Annotated in this window: 13 protein-coding genes and 1 riboswitch; of the genes, 7 read left to right on the forward strand and 6 right to left on the reverse strand. The window is 39.2% G+C overall.

The window, feature by feature from the left end; genetic code table 11:
• Positions 1–65: 65 nt before the first annotated feature.
• Together manA and clpP are read right to left on the reverse strand one after the other, a co-directional pair.
• Positions 66–1,022, reverse strand: coding sequence for a mannose-6-phosphate isomerase, class I (gene manA, locus OSO01_RS15015; RefSeq protein ID WP_147211289.1), 957 nt, complete (start codon positions 1,020–1,022; stop codon positions 66–68).
• A gap of 206 nt (positions 1,023–1,228) precedes the next feature.
• Entirely contained in the window at positions 1,229–1,801 is a 573-nt protein-coding gene (gene clpP / locus OSO01_RS15020; protein ID WP_147211290.1) for an ATP-dependent Clp endopeptidase proteolytic subunit ClpP, read from the reverse strand.
• A gap of 416 nt (positions 1,802–2,217) precedes the next feature.
• A riboswitch (purine riboswitch) is annotated at positions 2,218–2,319 on the forward strand.
• A gap of 283 nt (positions 2,320–2,602) precedes the next feature.
• On the opposite strand from clpP, the gene OSO01_RS15025 reads away from it, so the two are divergent.
• The 4 genes from OSO01_RS15025 to OSO01_RS15040 all read left to right on the forward strand — a co-directional run bounded on the left by OSO01_RS15025 (position 2,603) and on the right by OSO01_RS15040 (position 6,209).
• Entirely contained in the window at positions 2,603–3,466 is an 864-nt protein-coding gene (locus OSO01_RS15025) for a DUF3100 domain-containing protein (protein WP_147211291.1), read from the forward strand.
• A complete protein-coding gene (locus OSO01_RS15030) occupies positions 3,463–3,912 on the forward strand; it encodes a hypothetical protein (protein WP_147211292.1) in 450 nt (149 codons plus the stop codon). The genes OSO01_RS15025 and OSO01_RS15030 overlap by 4 nt, the downstream gene beginning before the upstream one ends.
• 72 nt (positions 3,913–3,984) lie before the next feature.
• Positions 3,985–5,313, forward strand: coding sequence for an amidohydrolase family protein (locus OSO01_RS15035; RefSeq protein WP_147211293.1), 1,329 nt, complete (start codon positions 3,985–3,987; stop codon positions 5,311–5,313).
• A gap of 119 nt (positions 5,314–5,432) precedes the next feature.
• On the forward strand, positions 5,433–6,209 hold the full coding sequence (locus OSO01_RS15040; RefSeq protein WP_147211294.1) for a sulfite exporter TauE/SafE family protein: 777 nt from the start codon (positions 5,433–5,435) through the stop codon (positions 6,207–6,209).
• 30 nt (positions 6,210–6,239) lie between these two features.
• On the opposite strand, the gene OSO01_RS15045 is transcribed toward OSO01_RS15040, so the two are convergent.
• The gene (locus OSO01_RS15045) at positions 6,240–7,508 is read right to left on the reverse strand and encodes a cytosine deaminase (protein ID WP_147211295.1); all 1,269 of its coding nucleotides are present in this window, start codon (positions 7,506–7,508) and stop codon (positions 6,240–6,242) included.
• Positions 7,498–8,772: a cytosine permease gene (gene codB, locus OSO01_RS15050; RefSeq protein ID WP_147211296.1), complete on the reverse strand. Its 1,275-nt coding sequence runs from the start codon at positions 8,770–8,772 to the stop codon at positions 7,498–7,500. The genes OSO01_RS15045 and codB overlap by 11 nt, the downstream gene beginning before the upstream one ends.
• A gap of 479 nt (positions 8,773–9,251) precedes the next feature.
• On the opposite strand from codB, the gene OSO01_RS15055 reads away from it, so the two are divergent.
• The 3 genes from OSO01_RS15055 (at position 9,252) to OSO01_RS15065 (ending at position 13,025) form a co-directional block, all read left to right on the forward strand.
• Positions 9,252–10,238 (forward strand): LacI family DNA-binding transcriptional regulator, encoded by a 987-nt coding sequence (locus OSO01_RS15055; RefSeq protein ID WP_147211297.1) that lies wholly within the window; start codon positions 9,252–9,254, stop codon positions 10,236–10,238.
• Positions 10,239–10,388: 150 nt separating this feature from the next.
• The gene (gene hisD, locus OSO01_RS15060; protein ID WP_147211298.1) at positions 10,389–11,672 is read left to right on the forward strand and encodes a histidinol dehydrogenase; all 1,284 of its coding nucleotides are present in this window, start codon (positions 10,389–10,391) and stop codon (positions 11,670–11,672) included.
• 33 nt (positions 11,673–11,705) lie between these two features.
• A complete protein-coding gene (locus tag OSO01_RS15065) occupies positions 11,706–13,025 on the forward strand; it encodes a GntP family permease (protein WP_186813673.1) in 1,320 nt (439 codons plus the stop codon).
• Positions 13,026–13,120: 95 nt separating this feature from the next.
• Here the strand turns inward: OSO01_RS15065 and pdxA are convergent, their stop codons facing one another.
• Positions 13,121–14,125, reverse strand: a complete 1,005-nt coding sequence (pdxA, locus tag OSO01_RS15070; protein ID WP_147211299.1) for a 4-hydroxythreonine-4-phosphate dehydrogenase PdxA — start codon at positions 14,123–14,125, stop codon at positions 13,121–13,123.
• Positions 14,126–14,128: 3 nt separating this feature from the next.
• Positions 14,129–15,412, reverse strand: coding sequence for a four-carbon acid sugar kinase family protein (locus OSO01_RS15075; protein ID WP_147211300.1), 1,284 nt, complete (start codon positions 15,410–15,412; stop codon positions 14,129–14,131).
• Positions 15,413–15,438: the final 26 nt, after the last annotated feature.

Genomic DNA, 15,438 nt, shown 5'->3' on the forward strand with positions numbered 1-15,438 from the left:
CGTAATTCATTTAATGTAATAAATACATTTATCAAAAGACCACCACTAATTGGTGGTCTTTCTTTCTAAGTATGCGATACAATCATCTCCGCATTGCCTTGCAAAGAAAAATCCTTTATCGTATTTGGAATAATAAAATGCACTCCTTTTTCGAGAGGGAACGTTTTATTATCTATCACAATTTCGGCTTTCCCCTTTATAACACTCACCTGCAGGAAATCTCCTTTTCTTTCCAAAATAGCATTCCCTCGCAAGTCCCAATGATAGACCGTAAAATAAGCTTCTTCAACCAATTTGCGGATAGTCAAATCCTCTATTGTTTCTTGAACAATTTCCTCTTTCGGAGCTTCATGAGGTATATTGGTCACTTCAGCAGCTTGCTTCAGGTGCAAATCTCTTGGATTCCCATTTACATCGGTCCGGTTATAATCATATACACGATAGGTAATGTCTGAGCTCTGCTGTGTCTCTAAAATCACGATTCCTGCCCCAATAGCATGAATCGTTCCGCTTGGCACATAGACAAAATCTCCTGCTGTTACAGGTACACGCTTTAATAAGCTGTCCCATTCTCCGTTCTCCATTGCTTTTTGCAATTCTTTACGGTTCTTGGCATGATGACCTAAAATTAACTCAGCGCCTTCTTCTGCATCCAGCACATACCAGCACTCTGTCTTTCCATAAGGAACATCTTCTTTTTCTTGTGCATAGCTATCATCAGGATGAACCTGTACAGACAAATTTTCATTCGCATCCAAGATCTTTACAAGCAGCGGGTAACTCTCGCTGGCAGCTCCTGCCCGATTAAATAATTTGCCATGTTTTTCCCATGCGTCTTGGAGTGTATTACCTTCCAACGGTCCGTTTTTGATTTTACTTGGACCATTTGGATGAGCAGAAATAACCCATGCTTCTCCTGTGTGCTCATAAGGGGTCTGGTACCCAAATTCCGTAGACAGCTTATTTCCTCCCCAAATCCTTTCCTGCAATACCGGCTCTAAAAAAATAGGTTCATTATACATACAGATCCTCCTAAGAAAACATTCTCTTTCCCTCTATTAACTTTACTACAAATATATAAAGTAATAAAAGAAGAACCTCTATTATCAAAATTTATTTGTCAGAGTAACTTCTCTCCATGAAAAACTCCTCTCTCCCCCTGTCTTGCGCACTTTATTTCCACCATAAAAACAGACTGCCAAATTTGCATGACAGCCCGCTTTTATAGTTAAATGATTTTATCAATTAACCCATATTCTTTTGCCTCTTCTGCACTTAAAAAATAATCACGCTCCGTATCTTCCGCCACCTTTTCAACAGGCTGACCTGAATGCTCCGCAATAATATGATTAATTTTTTCCCGAAGCTTGATAATTCTCTTCGCTGAAATATCAATTTCTGTCGCCTGCCCGCGGGCTCCTCCCAGCGGTTGATGAAGCATAATCTCACTATTTGGAAGCGAAAAACGTTTCCCTTTCGTTCCAGAAAGCAATAGCATAGCTCCAAACGAAGCTGCCAAGCCAGTGCATATAGTACAAACATCAGGTTTAATAAATTGTATCGTATCAAAAATGGCGAAGCCTGCAGAAGTCGAGCCTCCAGGGCTGTTGATATAAATAGAGATATCCTTCTTCTCATCCTCCGCAGCCAAAAATAACAACTGGGCAACAATGCTATTCGCCATCTGATCATTAATTTCATCACTAACCATAATAATCCGGTCTTTTAACAATCTGGAAAAAATATCATAAGACCGCTCTCCGCGATCTGACTGCTCAATAACATAAGGAACTGTATTCATATGCATCCTCCTTGTAAACGCATGAATTTTGACAGTCTATGCTGCCATCGAGAGAGCGTAAGGAAAAGAACGATATATTTGCTGACATAACCTTTATCCCGTTTATTTTGTGACAAGAAAAGCAATAATGCAAAGCTGACTGTAAGTCGTTCGGAAGGTCGTATCTTCTTTATTTTTATTCGTGCCAGGCCCAGCACACATGTCATTCCTTCCTTTTACGCTTCTCTATCACATAAACGATTACTGATCCCAAAAAGATACGGGAGTTTGAAAATTTTAAATCACCTCTTAAATCCAGCGGTTCTATTTCTTATATTATTGTTTCATTATGACAATTCCCGCAAAAAAACCTTTGACATTCTTATAATATTGATGTAAGTTACTAATACACGAACATTTAAATTAAAAAACAATTTAATATTCGTATTTTGATTATCTATATAAATTTGGAAATATGGTCCAAAAGTTTCTACCAAACTACCGTAAATGGTTTGACTATAGAAAATCACAAATGATCAATAGAATAAGATAGAATAACATGTATCTATTTCATCTTTCGGGTGGATGTATCGCTGTTTTTTTGTGACTGAACAATAGATAGCTGTTCAGTTATTTTCACAGCGTATTTAATGGACGCTTCAGCTGAAGTGATATACAAGCGAATGTCGCCCCGTTTACATTGGTCTTTTTTGTGTTTTTCATATGCCAAGCTTGAAACTCTAGTAAAGGAAACTTACTGGAGTTTTTTTATTTGCATCTGACCATTGACTTGGCAATACATCTAAGGAGGAAAAACACAACATGGAAAAAGCACCACAAAAAACAACTATTATTGGACATTTAAAAGAGAATTACCGTCTGTATGCTATCGCATTTGGGATTGTTATTATTGCTGAGCTTATCGGCACAATCCAATTCAGCGTCGGCTCCGCACTAATTGTGCTTTACCCAATGTTATTCGCTATTATTATCAGTATTCTATTCGGAAAAGATGTACTTGGATTTCTAAAAAAGAAGGAAGCCAAAAAAGCATCACAGCTCGTTCTTGTTGCTATCTCCCCATTCATGGCAAAAATAGGCGTTATGGCAGGATCTAACCTTCCTGAGCTTGTCAATGTCGGTCCAGCACTGGTTTTTCAGGAATTTGGAACAATTGGTACGATGCTGTTTGCTCTTCCTATCGCTCTACTGCTCGGTCTTAAACGAGAAGCAATCGGTGCAACCAGCTCTACCAACCGCGATAAAGACTATGGACTAATCTGCAGCAAATACGGAGCAAACTCTCCTGAAGCCCGCGGCTCCCTTTCTATTTATATCATTGGATTTCTGATTGGGACAACTTATCTCGGTTTATTAGCAAGTATTGTTGCATCGTTTGATTTCTTTCATCCGCTGGCTCTGGCAATGGCAAGCGGCATCGGAAGCGGTGTTATGATGGCGGCCGCCTCAAGTACGCTGGCAACAATTTATCCGGCCTATGCAGATCAGATCGTTATGCTTGCCGGAATGAGTGATATGTTATCAGCGATTACCGGTATTTACTTTACACTATTTATTTCACTGCCGCTTGTAAATAAAATGTATACCTGGTTAGAGCCTAAAATCGGACGACGAGGAAAAAACATTTCTCATAATAAATCAACAGAAAGCAGGATTTCACAATGAATATGAGTATGAAAGACTGGACAATCTCTCTTTTATTTACCTCTGTCCTTACAGCGATTATTGCAAACTTTTTTCAAAATGATGTTTCAATTATAGAGTCTATCCCTGGTGTATTAATTTTATCCAGTATTGCATTTATCGGGATATTCATAGCGAAGCTCGTTCCTTTTAAAATACCTGCTGTTGTGTATGTTGCTTTAACTGGCTTACTTTTAGCCAGCCCGATTTCACCAATCTCTGATCCAATTATTTACTATACATCTTTGATTTCTTTTACAGCACCACTCACTGTCGTTGGTACTCTGGCAGGAATAGGATTGGATTTTAAAGCCTTTATGAGCCAAAGCTGGAAAATGATTATTATTGCTGTATTTGTATTTACAGGAACATTCCTGCTTCAGGCAGTCTTTGCACAAGTATTTTTAACAGTGACGAATGCTTTTTAAATAAGAATAAAACTATGTTGAAAAAGGCTGATAATACAGTCTTTTTCAACGTGTTCTAAAAGGAGAAATACGATGAATGCAGATTTAATAATTAAAAATTGTTCTATACTAACCCCTGACTTTGAAATTATTCATGATCAAAATATTGTCATCAAGGAACAAACAATCATAGCAATCGAGAAAGAACGCACAGAAACATATGATGTAAAAGAATCTCTGGATGGAAAAGGCAAGCTTGTGATGCCAGGCTTTATTGATGCGCATACACATACCAACCAGCAGCTTTTGCGCGGCAGGATTTCAGATGAATATCCGATGATTTGGACTCGTATAATGGTTCCATTTGAAAGCAATCTCAAGGAAGAAGATGTAGCAATCAGTGCAGAGCTGAGCTGTCTGGAAATGCTGAAGGCTGGAACCACCGGCTTTATTGATGCAGGCGGGAGCTATATGCACAAGGTCGCAGAAGCTGTAGAGACTTCTGGTTTACGCGGTGTGCTTACCTGTTCCACAATGGATACAGGAGCTGCTATACCAGAATCGATGAAAACAACGATTGAAAATAATATCGAGAGAAATAAAGACCTGTTTAATGCTTATCACGGAAAAGCAGATGGACGAATCAAGGTGTGGTATTCCTTACGATCACTGATTACATGTACACCTGAACTCATTCAAAAGGTCTATGAAACAGCAAATGCTGCTGGAACAGGTATGCAGACACATATGAATGAGTATACAAATGAAATCAGCTATTGTCTGGAAAACTTCCAAATGCGCCCATACGAATACCTGGAGTCCTTAGGCGTGCTGGACGAAAATTTCTTAGGTGCTCACAGTATCCTCTTATCCGAGAATGAGATGGATCTCATTCAGAAATACGATAGCAAGGTAGCTCACAGCCCTATCAGCAATGCGGGAAAAGGGGTTACCAAAACTCCCGGTCTGATGCAAAAAGGCATAAGTATCGGTTTAGGGACAGACGGCTCTGCCCACTCAGGCCTAAGCTTGTTTGATCAAATGAAGGTCTTCAAATCCTTAATGCGTGCCTTCTGGGGAGTACCGATTTTTGATCCTGTTGTAATGCCTTCGAAGAACATCTTAGAAATGGCGACACTTGGCGGGGCAAAAGCTATGCTGCAGGATGAACAGCTTGGAACGATCGAAGTTGGTAAGAAAGCGGATATGATCTTAATAAACACGGATCAGCCGCATATTGCACCGACTCATCAGCTGACAAATACCTTAATTGAATCTGCAAACAGCAATGACGTTTCGGATGTGATTGTTAATGGACGTATTTTGATGAAGGATAGAGAAGTACTTACCTTGGATGAAGAAAGAATTAAATATGAAAGTAAAAAAGCTATGGACGCCCTCATTATTCGTGCTAAAATTTAGATATTGAACAAAGTATACGAGCGATTTAACGCAATGTTGAAGCGCTCTTCTCTTTGTTCAGGACAAATTAACAAACATAGTATTCAGGAAAAAGCACTTAGAAAGTTGAGGTCACTTAGATGTTAACGTTTTTTATTGTATTTATCGCAAATTTAATTATCGGGATATTAGTAGGATTATCAGGCGTCTCAGGCTTTTTGCTACCAATTATTTATGTCGGCTTTTTTGGGCTGCCCATACACGATTCTCTGGCTCTCAGCTTCCTCGCTTTTTTGGTTGCCGGTATCATTGGTGCTTATTCTTATTGGAAGCTGAAATTTATGGATTTAAAATTAGCACTTTATTTAAGCATCGGCAGTCTTCCAGGAGCTTTTCTCGGTGTACAAATTAATGTGCTTATTTCCGAAACATTGGCGAAGCTGCTGCTTTATTTATTTGTTTTGTTCGCGGGACTTTCCATTATACTGAAGAAAAATAAAGCTCCAGCTGATAATGAAACAGAAACTGACCAGTCCGTTATTTTAAAAAAGCCTATATGGATTATGGTTCTCGGGCTGTTTACCGCAGCTATCTGTGCTCTGACTGGTGCAGGAGGTCCAATTTTAATTGTGCCATTACTTGCAGCTCTTGGTGTAAATATCCGGACAGCAGTGGGTGTCGGGCTGTTAAACTCGATTATCATTGCTCTTCCATCTATATTCGGATATTTCACATATGCAAGCATCGACAATATGCATCTGTTTATTCTCTTTAGTTTAATTGGTACAACGATAGGAATCTTAACAGGTTCCCGAGTTGCCAATAAGGTTCCTGTGGAACAATTAAAGATTTTTATTGCAGTGATTACTATTATTTCTTCCATTTACATGCTTATCAGTCTAGCATTAGGAAATTAGAAAAGCGCAGCATGCGGCTGCGCTTTTTCTTTATCTATTAAAGGTTACTCTTTCTTCCGTATCATTTAACAAAATGGACGCCTCACTTGGTTTTGTGTGAGCAATCATTTTTCCATTTCTGAAGGAGTGTGTCACAACAGCCTGCTTACGGATTGCATCGTATTCATTATCAGCGGACAAAACGATGAAATTCGCAGGCTTGCCTGCTTCAATGCCGTAATTCTCTTCAATATGCAGTGTTTTGGCACTGTTTTTTGTAATTAAGTCGATGGAGTTAACAATCTGCTCATAGCCCATCAATTGGGAAGCATGAATACCCATATGCAGCACCTGCAGCATATTGCCCGTTCCCAGCGGATACCAAGGGTCAAAAATATCATCATGGCCAAAGCAGATATTCATCCCTGCTTCCTGAATCTCTTTCACACGGGTTAAGCCGCGGCGTTTTGGATACGTATCAAATCTGCCCTGAAGATGAATATTTACAAGCGGGTTCGATACAAAATTAATGTTAGACATCTTCAGCAACCGGAACAGCTTCGATGTATACGCATCATTATAAGATCCCATTGCTGTCGTATGGCTGGCTGTCGTACGCTCGCCCCAGCCGCGTTCATAGGCTTCTTTTGCAACTACTTCAACAAAGCGGGACTGTTCATCATCAATTTCATCACAATGAATATCCACTAATTTATCGTATTTCTCCGCAAGATCGAACGCGACTCTCATAGAATCTACGCCGTATTCTCTTGTGAATTCGAAATGCGGGATGCCTCCTACAACATCAGCACCCATTTTCAATGCTTCCTCCAAAAGCTCCTTGCCATTTGGATAAGAATGAATTCCCTCTTGCGGGAAAGCTACCAGCTGAATATCTACATAAGGAGCCATCTCTTCCTTAACTTCCAGCATTGCTTTTAAAGCCGTCAGCTCTGGATCAGTTACGTCCACATGTGTACGGACATTCTGGATTCCCTGAGCAATTTGCCATTTCAATGCTGTTTTGGACCTTTTTTTCACATCTTCCATCGTTAACGTTTCTTTTCTTTCCGACCAGCGCTGAATCCCTTCAAATAAAGTTCCGCTTTGATTCCAGGCAGGTTCTCCTGCTGTTAAAGTCGTATCTAAATGGATATGTGGTTCAATAAAAGGCGGGAGAACCAGCGCGCCATTTACATCCATAATCTCTTTATCTTCAGATGATGGCAACTCCTCTGTTACCGCACTAAACTTACCATTTTCTATAACAATATTCCAAAGGCCATTTTTTCCTCTTAGCTTTGCATTTTTAATAATCACTGACTACCTCATCCTTCTCTTTTAATGGTACGGTGACCGTTTCTTTTTGAGACATTATTTTCATTCCGGCAACATAAATGATAGATGTTCCTACTAATGCATTAATCGGCGGAATTCCCGGCGCAAAGTTTGCAGCTGCTACCCCTCCGGCCCAGGCAATAATTGCTACCCAGTTTACAGCCTTAAACTTCATTGTTTTAAAAGGCTCATACTTTCTGCGGCGGACCAGGAAGTAATCTGCCAGGATAATCGCTCCAATAGACGGCAATGCAGACCCCAGAATGTTTAAGAATCCAACAAAGTTATTGTACAGCCATATCGCGGCAAGTGTCCCGACAATTCCATTGAACACCACAATTTTTTTCTTCGGTAATTTTGTAATATTAGCAAACCCTAAACCGGATGCATATAGAGCACTATCATTCGTTGTCCAAATATTTAAGCCTAACACAATAATAGCAGGAATCATCAGTCCTTGTAAAAACATCACGTCCGAAATATCTGCGATTCCAAAAGCCATCGCACCGACTGCCCCGAATAAAAACATCAATGAATTCCCAAGGAAGAAAGCAATAATATTTGCCCACACTGCTGATTTCGCTGACTTTGCAAAGCGTGCAAAATCAGGGGTCAGTGTTCCCGCACTGATAAATGATCCCACACAAATAGTTAATGCCAATCCCACACTCATTATCTGTGTTGGTTCATAAGCGAATAACCCTTGCAGCCCTCCAATTTCCTGCGCCGAGTTAGACATGGAATAGCTTCCAAAAATAGCAATCGCCGGTACCGCAATAAATCCTAATATGGTTAAAGTTTTCATTCCAAAAATCGCTGAAACAGTCATTAGCAGGCCAAAAACTGCGATAAGCAAGTAGACGTTCCATCCTGTTGCTGTGGCAACTGGAATAGCAAACATCGCCAGCCCTACTCCAAACCAGCACACTTGTGTAGAAGCAAGTAAAAAGGAAGTCAGGTAAGATCCTTTTTCTCCAAATGCATAACGTGCTAATAAATGTGTAGATAATCCGGTTTTGGAAGCAATATAAGCCAGGGACCCTGTATAAAGTCCAAGGATAAGGTTACCGGCCAGTACAATCCAGATAAATTTAGAAAAGTTTAATCCTGTCCCCAATGTTCCTCCAGACATCATACTGGCTGAGAAAAAGCTGAGCGACAGCATTACCGCTAAAATCTTCCAAAACCCGTTTCGATGTGATTGCGGCACTGCCTGTAATGAAAACTCTTTATCTATTTGTGACATACCAATTCCTCCAGTGTTTTAATATAAGAAACTGGCACCGAAAAACTTATTCTTTCGAGATTATAGACAAGAAAAAAGCTCCCTGTCCAATCCCTGACAAGAAGCTTTCCCCTATATAATGCACACCTGAAGACACCTCACACACAGGGTATCCACAGGTATTCATTATGTTCGCGCTGTCCTTGTCAGCCTCTCTGGACTGATTTAAAGGTACCAGTATGTTTATCAAAATATATTATGGCACAAAATTCTTGATTTGTCATCCTGGAAATTTCAGGTTTGAAGTTATTATTTACAGACTTTAAAATAATTAAAGGCTACGGCTAACCAGATATATTTATCAACCCATTCTATTCCCTCCAAAAAAGCTTAAAGTCTTCTATTTCTTCATAAAAGAATTGACCTACTCTCTTCCTTACTAATATGCTAAAATAACAAGGTAACAACGAATTATTGAAAAATTTGATTGGGGTAGAACAATGGAAAAGAAATTTGTTTCTGCAAAGGACGTAGCTAAATTAGCAAATGTGTCACAATCCACTGTTTCAAGAGTCTTTACTCCTGGAGCCAGTGTTTCTGAAAAAGTAAGAAGAAAAGTGTTAGAAGTAGCAGAAGAATTAAATTACCGGCCAAACGCCCTTGCAAGAGGATTAATTAACAAAAAAACCAATATTGTCGGTCTAGCAATGAAAGACATTCAAAATCCTTTTTACCATGAAGTGCTTGGGATGTTTTCAATGAAATTAAGAGAAAAAGGATATAATGTATTATTTGTATATACGAAAAATGAAGAAATCCAGCAGGAAGAAATCAATCATTTTCTGGAATACAATGTAGAAGGAATTATTATTACTGATGCGCTCCTTTCCTCTAATGTTGTAGCCAAAATTCATGACAACAATATCCCTATAACTCTATTTAACCGATACCATAAAGATATTCCGTGTAACTCTGTTTCCAGTGATAATATAAACGCCTCAAAAGAAATTGCATCCTATTTCTATGAACAGGGATATCGAGATATTGTCTACATCACAGGAAAAATAAATACATCTACGAATAAGGATAGGCAAAAAGGGTTTATAGAATATCTAAAAGAAAAAAAAATTGAGGTTACTATTTTAGAAGGAAACTATACTTACGAAAAATCTTATTACCTCACTAAAAAAATGATTGAAAATGGACATCGTCCGGAAGCAATCTTCGGCGCAAATGATATTACTGCTATTGGGGCTTTAGATGCTTTACGCGAAAAAAATATTTCTGTACCAGAGGAAACAGCTGTTATTGGGTTCGATAATATAAAAATGGCCTCCTGGCCTTCATATATGCTATCCACTTGGGTTCAGCCAATAGAAAAAATGGTGGATGAAGCTATTCACTTGCTCTTAAATAATGACAGGGTTAATTCTCCAAAAGCGGTGAAATTAAAAGGAAAATTCATTCATAGGAATACAACAAAATAATAAATATTAAATTCCTCTTGACATTTGAAACCGTTTTCGTTTATTATTTTTTTAAAGCTATTAGCCGTAGCTTTTTTATTTTAATATTATTGCATACGTATTCAATATGATGTATTTTGCATACGTATGCAAATGAAGGAGAGGAATTATATGTCAATATATTTAAAAGAAGGAAAAATTACTGCAGATATTCAGCAGGATGACGCTAAGGTTGCTGATATTGTTCGTTCTACTATTAAGGAAATTGAAGATAAAGGAGATAAAGCAATTCGTGAGCTTTCCGAAAAATTTGATAATTGGAGTCCAAAAAGCTTTCAATTAACTAAAAAAGAGATCGAAGAAATTTGCGAATCAATTCCTGAACAAACTGTAAAAGATATTGAATTTGCACAAAATAATATCCGTAACTTTGCTGAACATCAAAGAAACTCCATGAAAGATATCGAAGTTGAAACAATGCCTGGTGTGATTCTTGGTCATAAAAATATTCCCGTAGATAGTGTAGGCTGTTATATTCCCGGAGGACGTTATCCAATGGTCGCTTCGGCACATATGAGTGTTTTAACCGCTAAAGTAGCCGGAGTGAAACGCGTGATTGCTTGTACTCCTCCGATAAATGGAGAAATCCCGGCAACAACTGTTTATGCTATGCACAAGGCTGGAGCTGATGAAATTTATATTCTAGGCGGGATTCAGGCAATGGCTGGAATGGCAATTGGAACAGAAACAATAGAAGCTGTAGATATGATTGTAGGACCAGGAAATGCTTTTGTTGCAGAAGCTAAACGCCAATTATATGGACGAGTTGGAATAGATTTATTCGCCGGGCCAACTGAAACACTCGTGGTTGCAGATGAGACAAGTGACCCAGAAATGATTGCTACAGATATCCTGGGTCAGGGAGAACATGGCCCTACATCGCCGGGAGCTTTAATTACTACTTCTAAAGCAATTGCAGAGGAGACTGTCAAAGAAATTGAGAGACAACTGAAAATCTTGCCTACTGCTGATGTAGCACGTGTTTCCTGGGAGGATTACGGACAAATTATTCTGGTTGACGATGAACAAGAGGCTTTAGAAGAAGCGAATCGATTAGCTTTCGAGCATGTTGAAATCTTGACAAAAAATCCTGATTTCTTCTTAGAAAACATGACGAATTATGGCTGTTTATTCCTTGGACCAGAAACAAATGTTGCTTACGGAGATAAAGTAATTGGAACAAATCATACCCTGCCGACAAAAGGAGCAGCAAGATACACTGGAGGACTTTGGGTCGGCAAATTCCTAAAAACAGTAACTTATCAAAAGGTTACCTCTAAAGAACAAAGTGCTTACCTTGGAGAATATGCTGCACGGCTTTGTCAATTAGAAAACTTTGCCGGTCATGCAGAACAAGCCTTATTGCGTGTTCGGAAATACGGTAAAAAGTCATGATTTATTCATACCTCAATATAGGCGGGTGAAGATATGATAAGTATGATTGGATTAATTGGCGGGCTGGCACTATTAACCTTTTTAGTGATGAGAGGAATGAATCTGTTAGTTGTTGCTCCACTTTCAGCCCTTTTTGTTGCAGTACTAAATGGATTACCTTTGTTCCCTCAGCTTGCTGCTGAGGGACAAGCAGACTTTGTTACTGGCTATATGGATGGATTTGCCGGCTTTATTACGTCCTGGTATCTTATGTTCTTAGCAGGCGCAATTTTTGGTAAAGTCATGGAAGATAGCGGTGCAGCAGAAAGTGTTTCTAACTGGATTGTATCAAAAATAGGTATGAAGCATGCTGTTCTAGCAGTTGTTCTTGCCTGTGCAGTATTAACCTATGGCGGAGTCAGCCTGTTTGTTGTTGCTTTTGCAGTCTACCCAATGGCTATCAGCTTGTTTAAAGAAGCAAATTTGCCAAGAAGATTTATCCCGGCTGCATTAGCCTTTGGCTCAACTACATTTACGATGACATCAGCTGGTTCGCCGGAAATTCAAAACTGGATTCCCATTCCTTATTTAGGGACGAGCCCTTACGCGGGCTGGCAGGTCAGCTTGATTGTAGCAATTTTCATATTAATCTTGGGCCAATGGCTGCTAATGAAAATGATTCGCAAAGCCGTTGCAAAAGGAGAACATTTTGTTGAAAGAGAGACGGATAATAAAGAAAAAAGAAACCGTTTACCGTATCCCTTGTTGAGTTTAATTCCTTTGCTGGCAGTTCTTGTTGTATCATTTATTTTCCATGATTCTTTAGAACAATCAGCACTTATTATCGCCTTGCTTAGTGGTATTATCACCACTTGGTTATTAAACCGAAAATATTTCAGAGATTTTTGGTCAGCGGTTGGGGATGGAACAATGGGAGCTTTAATTGCTATTGGAAATACTGCTGCAGTTGTTGGGTTTGGCGGCGTCGCAAAAGTCACACCAGCATTTGAAACAGCTGTTAATTTTATGACAGATATTCCAGGAAGCCCTTTAATTGGCGGTGCTATAGCAGTAATGGTTATCGCCGGCTTAACAGGATCTTCTTCCGGAGGTCAGACGATTGCATTACCTATCTTAGCCCCCCACTATTTAGATATGGGTGTAGATGCTGAAGCGCTTCACCGGACTGTTTCACTTTCATCAGGAACATTGGATTCTCTGCCTCACGGTGGATATGCAGTCACAACGATACGCTCTATTTGTGGTGAAACACATAAAAGCGCCTACCCATCTTTTGGTGTAGTAACTGTGCTCGTTCCACTCATTGGAGTAATTCTGGCAGTTATCCTATTTTCATTAGGGTTGGGTAATTAATGTATTTCCTTTATTAATTTTACTGAAAAAGCTAGATAATAACAAAACCATCCTTATCACTCCATTTCACATGAGCAACAGGATGGTTTTGTTATTTATTCATATTTTGGCGCTAACTCATATGCAGATCGAATTGCTGCAATCATACTTTTCTCATCAGCAATATTTTCACCTGCAATATCAAATGCTGTACCGTGATCGACAGAGGTACGAACGATACCCCCTTTTAAGCCTACTGTTATATTTACGCCTTCTTCAATTCCCATTACTTTAATCGGAGCATGCCCTTGATCATGGTAGCAGGCAACAACCATATCGAAATCTCCGCGGCCAGCTCTGAAAAATAGCGTATCTGCCGGAAGAGGACCAGTCACGTCGATTCCCTCTTTTTGCGCACGCTGAATACCTGGCTCCAGCTTTTCTTCCTCTTCTCCATTACCAAATAAGCCGTTCTCACCTGCATGCGGATTAATGCCACATACGGCAATTCGTGGATTCTCCATTCCAGCATTACGCAATGTATCGTATGCCAGCTTGACTACCTTATAAGTTCTTTCAGGTGTAATACTTTCAATTGCTTTAATTAAGCCCATATGGGTTGTTAAATGAATCACCCGTAAATTAGGCGTAGTCAGCATCATAGAGAAATCTTCTGTATCTGTTAACTCAGCTAAAATTTCAGTGTGCCCTGGATACATATGACCTCCCTTGTGTAAGGCTTCCTTATTCAATGGAGCCGTGCAAATAGAATTAATGCGTTTTTCCTTTGCAAGCTCAACTGCTTTCGCTAAATATTGATAAGCAGCATTTCCAGCATCTGCTGATACTTTTCCGAAAGGCAGGTCAGCGGATAATAAGTTTAAATCAATCACATCGATTGTTCCATAGCTGAAAATGGCTTGCTCTGGTCCTTCTACGCTATGAATTTTCTGCTTAGATTCAACAATTGGTAAAACTCTTTCAAGAATTTCCTTATCTCCAATTACAATAGGACGACAATTCTTATAAATTTCTTCATGATTTAATGCTTTCACAATAATTTCCGGTCCGACGCCCGCAGCATCCCCCATTGTGATTCCAATAATCGGTTTTTGTTTCATTTTTTACTCTCCTCTCAATTTCTTACTAGCATCAATTAAAACATCATCTTGACCGAATCCACCAGCCTTCGTTATTGCAAATAAATTTTCTATTCCAATAAAGCTTGAAATTGGTACACCAACCTCCAACTCATCGTACAGAGTAAACCCTGTAATATCCCAATGCTCACAAATTTTCTTGGCAGTATCTCCGCCGGTCATAATAATTCCTTGAAAAATACCTTCTTTTAATAGTTGAGCAGCAACTGCGCCAATCATCTTCACAATCTCCCGGCTTGTTTCAGTAAAATTGTAACCATTACTTTCGCCAATTTTTCGTGCATAATCGATGTCGTCACGTTCACCGGAAGAGTATAAAACAATATCATGTCCACTTGCCACTTGTTTTTTCACTTCATTATAAACACGTTGCTCTTCTTCTTTTCTCTCACCCAAAGAAGAAACAGCTTTATACGAATCAATTTCTATCGCATACGCACTCTTATCAGCAAGCAGCTTGTTTAACTGATTTCGAGAATTAACATTGACACTGCCTACGACTGTTAAGATTGGCTTGTTTTGATTAACTATTTGATAGGTCTGTTCTTTCGCTTCTAACCCAAAATAAGCAGGTAAGTAATTAGCCAATCCTGCTGATCCTACTAACCCGGCAGCTGCAGATAATTTTTTTACTTCTGATAGAAATAATTGCAAATCTTCCTCTTTTTCGGAATCAACGATGATATACGTAATCCCCTGCTCTTTTAATACATTTAGCTTCTGAATAAACTTCTCAGAAGAGCGCAATTCTGCAAGACTGATTAAACCAGTCTCTTCACCAATTTGACTCTCCAATAATGCAGGCAGGTAAGATTCTGCAACAGGGGTTACCGGATCAAGTGAGATTTCTGTTTCTCCCAAAAGCTTTCCATTCAAATAGTGGTAGCCGTCGATTACTTTGCGGTTATTTGATGGATATCCTGGAGCAATAAAAATAAAATCGGCTTGGAGCTCCTGCTGCATCCCTGCTAATTCTGCACCAATACTGCCTCTCATTGTTGAATCAATCTTTTTATAAATATTATTAATTCCTTCATCTAATAAGAAACGAGTAACCTTAGCTACTAATTTCTTCGCCTCAGCTGGAGCCATTGCTCTGCTATCTGTGTCGAATACAATGGCCTCATTACTCTGTACATTACCTTTATCCATTTTAAAAAACACAGATGTCTGTAATCCATATTTCGCCAGCTGCACACCACTATCATTCGCACCTGTCAAATCATCTGCGATTATTGCTAAATTCATCATACCTCTCCTTCCATCATTAAAAA

Origin of the sequence: Oceanobacillus sojae, from assembly GCF_007991515.1 — a bacterium.
Lineage (GTDB): Bacteria > Bacillota > Bacilli > Bacillales > Amphibacillaceae > Oceanobacillus > Oceanobacillus sojae.

Excerpts from the sequence above, each read along its gene's own strand:
- manA (WP_147211289.1), bottom strand. The coding sequence starts at position 1,022 with ATGTATAATGAACCTATTTTTTTAGAGCCGGTATTGCAGGAAAGGATT.
- clpP (WP_147211290.1), bottom strand. The coding sequence starts at position 1,801 with ATGAATACAGTTCCTTATGTTATTGAGCAGTCAGATCGCGGAGAGCGG.
- OSO01_RS15025 (WP_147211291.1), top strand. The coding sequence starts at position 2,603 with ATGGAAAAAGCACCACAAAAAACAACTATTATTGGACATTTAAAAGAG.
- OSO01_RS15030 (WP_147211292.1), top strand. The coding sequence starts at position 3,463 with ATGAATATGAGTATGAAAGACTGGACAATCTCTCTTTTATTTACCTCT.
- OSO01_RS15035 (WP_147211293.1), top strand. The coding sequence starts at position 3,985 with ATGAATGCAGATTTAATAATTAAAAATTGTTCTATACTAACCCCTGAC.
- OSO01_RS15040 (WP_147211294.1), top strand. The coding sequence starts at position 5,433 with ATGTTAACGTTTTTTATTGTATTTATCGCAAATTTAATTATCGGGATA.
- codB (WP_147211296.1), bottom strand. The coding sequence starts at position 8,772 with ATGTCACAAATAGATAAAGAGTTTTCATTACAGGCAGTGCCGCAATCA.
- OSO01_RS15055 (WP_147211297.1), top strand. The coding sequence starts at position 9,252 with ATGGAAAAGAAATTTGTTTCTGCAAAGGACGTAGCTAAATTAGCAAAT.
- hisD (WP_147211298.1), top strand. The coding sequence starts at position 10,389 with ATGTCAATATATTTAAAAGAAGGAAAAATTACTGCAGATATTCAGCAG.
- OSO01_RS15065 (WP_186813673.1), top strand. The coding sequence starts at position 11,706 with ATGATAAGTATGATTGGATTAATTGGCGGGCTGGCACTATTAACCTTT.
- pdxA (WP_147211299.1), bottom strand. The coding sequence starts at position 14,125 with ATGAAACAAAAACCGATTATTGGAATCACAATGGGGGATGCTGCGGGC.
- OSO01_RS15075 (WP_147211300.1), bottom strand. The coding sequence starts at position 15,412 with ATGAATTTAGCAATAATCGCAGATGATTTGACAGGTGCGAATGATAGT.